The following is a 3,337-nucleotide window of genomic DNA, read 5'->3' as shown; positions in this document are numbered from 1 at the left end:
GGGGACCGGGGGGTCAGTCCGGGGGTCGGTGTCAAGACGGACGGTGCAACGGGGATCGACACCGATATCGGCACGGCCATCCACACCGGGTCCAGGACCGTGGTGTGAGAGGCTTTGCCGTGCGGATCGGTGACGACGCTGGTGGCGCAGGTGAGGGTCGCTGAGCTGGGTGAACATGCTCGTTGCTCCTTCGATGATCGGGGCGCGGGCGCAGAGACAGCGCAAGAGACCGGCCGCCCCACCGTGGCGGACGGGCCGGTGTTCGCTCTGCCAGGTCGGGTCAGGTTCTGTCAGACGACGAACTTCCTGACAGAGGCAGGCGCTGGTCTCACCCAGACGGCTCCGTCTGACAGAAATCGCAGGTCGTGGTTCTGTCACGCAGCTTCCTGCTGTGACAGAACGGGCGCGGGCGAGGTTGTCTCGGCGCGTACGAGGCGTACGAGCGCCGAGGCGGTCGCGTTGGATAGTTGATGCCCCTCCGCGCGTAACTGCCGCGCGAGGGCCTTTCGGGACAGCGGCGTCCCCTGGGTAGCGAGGGCGCGAGCGGCGGTCCGGGCGGCCGGGACCAGCGCCGCGACCTCCGGGCCCCGGTCCCGGACCGGGGCACCGCCGTCGCGCCGGTCCGGGACCGCCGGGTCCTGGTCCGCCGGGGCGGAGACCGCGGTGGGGAAGTCCCGGACCGCGGTAGCGCTCGCCGGGACCCGCAGCGGTGTTGTCGGGACCGTCTCGCGGGTGTCCGGGACCGAAGCGTCAACTATGCGTACCGGTCCGGACTCGGCCGGTCCGGACCGGCGAGGGGTGCGGTGGGGCGGGGCGGGGTCGGCGCGGCCGAGGGCGATCTTCACCATCGTCAGGAAGCCGAGCGCCGGCAGTGCGGCGGCGATCCAGCCGATCGCCGACGCTTCCGCCTCCACCACCTGGGCGGCGAGGGACAGGAACACCGCCACTGTCAGGACGGTCGCCGGGAAGGCGACGCTCTTGCCCAGGCGGCGGTTGTGGCGCAGTTCCAGACCGGCGGCGATCGAGGTCAACTCCAGCACGACCGCGTCGGCCCAGGCGAGCCAGCCCGGCTGACCGTGTGCCGCCGCGACGTCATGGACGTGCCGGAAGGAGGCCGCGCCAGCCGCGCCGCCGATCAACAACATGATCAGCACCTGGATACGGTTCTCCAGCCGTTCCCGCCCCGTCCGCTGATCGGCGGCGACGTCGTCGGATCGCTGTTCAGATGTCGCCAACGGCCCACCTCCCGTGGGGCAGCACGGGCTCAGTCCTGACCGGCGTCGTCGTACGGGGGCGGACCGAGATGGCAGTCGGCTTGGTGGGATTGATGTGGATTGAGGTCACGTCGTACTCCAGTTGATAGATGTTGAAGGTGCGGTGATGTCGGGTGCCGTCCGGGTCGCGCCTGCCCGCTCAGATCAGGGCATGGGCAGGCGCGACCCTGCCGGGTGACGCCCGGCCGGGCGGAACCCCACGTGTAGATGCGGGGGCCGAGAGAAGTCACTATGGTCGAGTCAACGAACAAGCCAGACCCCGCGCAGGGGCAGGCGCCAGGGCAGCAGGCGTCGCCACAACCGGCACAGCAGGTTGCGGTCAACAGGCGGACACGGGGGCGGACGGCAAGCCGAGCCACAGGGTCAAACTCTGGCCACCGGCAGCGCTCGACAAGCGCCATGGTGGTGCGGCGGCTCAACTCGCCGACGAGCGATCCTTCATGTGGGGCCTCCTTCTCTCGACGATCCCGTCACCATCGACGCGAACAAGAGCAGGCACCCCGACTCTGGGAGTGCCTGCCCGCCTCTCTCTGGCCGATCGCGCCGGCCGGCAGTGCGGGAACGTGTATCCAGTACGCCCCGGGAACACCCGTCGAGTCAACCCCCAATTTCGCAAGGATCGACCCCAGAGTCTTGACGCCAGCCCGGTGGGGTGCTATTCGGTCCGCCCCAGTGGTTCGCAGTGCTTCTACATCCACCAATCGAAGCGAAAATACCAAGGGGCCACAACCACTGCCCGGGACGGCAATCTCACCAATTGGACCCGCAGGCGTCCGTTGTTGCGGCAACGGCGGGGCCTCGACCGCCGCCACTGCCGGGGTCGCGGGTCGGGCGACACAATGGCCGAGCCGTCCACCGTGATCGTCAGGGTTGCGGGCGGCCGAGACTTCGGCGTCAACTGGCGTCGTCGTCGGACTCGGCGTGCCACCGCTCGTCTTCCTGTCCGCCGTCCGACGGCTCCTGCTCCGAACCCTCGGCAGGGGTATCGTCATCGCGCCGATCGCGCCGGACCACCCGAATAGTCCCGCTTGGCCAGGCGTGACCAGCAGGTCGGATTCGTTCCGGCCGGGATCGCCGCCGGGGTATCGCATACAGGGCGAGGGCCACGAGGAGCACCGCAAGAAGGCCGAGGTAGCCGACGAACGAGCCTGCCGCGCCGGCTTCCGTGACAGCCCGTAGTGGGGACACCAGTCGTCCTGCAACGCCGCCTTCGGGCATAGCCTTGATGATGTTTAGCGTCTGATCGATGGCGGGCAGTCCGAGCACGACAGCTGCCGCAAAGGCCGCAACCGTCGCAGCCGTCGATCGAGTGGCCGCACGTTCCGCCCGTTCGGCCGCAACGATCGAGCCAAGCTGATCGAGACGTTCCCCCATCAACGCCCGCATGCGTTCGGCGCCAGACGACTGCAGGAGCGAACTGACAGTATCTTGGGCGTCCCCATACGTTAGCGCCGACCGATAGAACTCCTGCAACCCGAAGATGAGTCGACGCTGCAGGTCGCGTGCGGCTTTGGCTGTGGTCTCGGTACCGGCCGCCTCCAGTGATGCGCTCAGGGCTCGTAGTTGCCAGTACTGGAGAAGGAAATTTTCGACGAGCAGGAGCGCCCACAGGTGATCGTCGAACCTCCTCCGCTCCTGGTTCCAGGAAATAAGCGTGGTGGACGCATGAGCGTGCCAGACTGAGCCACGGCCTCTGATCGAGCTGTCCGAAGGCAACTTGAGTCTCGACGGCTCGCGGAGTTGCCGGTACTCCTCGTAGCGCAGCAAGATTCCGTTGAGTTCCTCTCGGTGGCGGCTAGTCCACAGGGCCTCGCTTTCGCAGCATCCCAACCGGTCGATGCATACAATCGGGTGGCAAAACCACTCACCACCTGGATCGATGCCAGAGACCTCCACAATCGCGTCCTGGTAGAGCCGGAACAGGTCGACGAGCGACGTGGGATCGGGGTGGCGGAAGGTGTCAACCTTTTCGGGGCGGGTGGTTCAGGGGTTTGTTGACTGAGTCGGCTCGTCGTCGGGCTTGTTGATCCACGCGGCCTCGGGTAGGGCGGGTGGTTGTGGGA

Annotated in this window: 2 protein-coding genes; both read right to left on the bottom strand. The window is 67.6% G+C overall.

All coding sequences use genetic code 11. The annotated features are described in order from the left end of the window. Positions 1-374: 374 nt before the first annotated feature. Positions 375-1,235, bottom strand: coding sequence for a DUF2637 domain-containing protein (locus DKT69_RS36685; RefSeq protein WP_236648734.1), 861 nt, complete (start codon positions 1,233-1,235; stop codon positions 375-377). A 933-nt stretch (positions 1,236-2,168) separates the two neighbouring features. Further along, positions 2,169-3,041 carry a hypothetical protein gene (locus DKT69_RS36680; RefSeq protein ID WP_109805937.1) on the bottom strand — a complete coding sequence of 291 codons (873 nt, stop codon included), beginning with the start codon at positions 3,039-3,041 and terminating at the stop codon, positions 2,169-2,171. Between the last annotated feature and the right edge of the window lie 296 nt (positions 3,042-3,337).

This window comes from Micromonospora sicca (genome assembly GCF_003172935.1).
GTDB classification, from domain to species: Bacteria; Actinomycetota; Actinomycetes; order Mycobacteriales; family Micromonosporaceae; genus Micromonospora; species Micromonospora sicca.
This window is presented reverse-complemented; position numbering and strand designations above follow the sequence as displayed.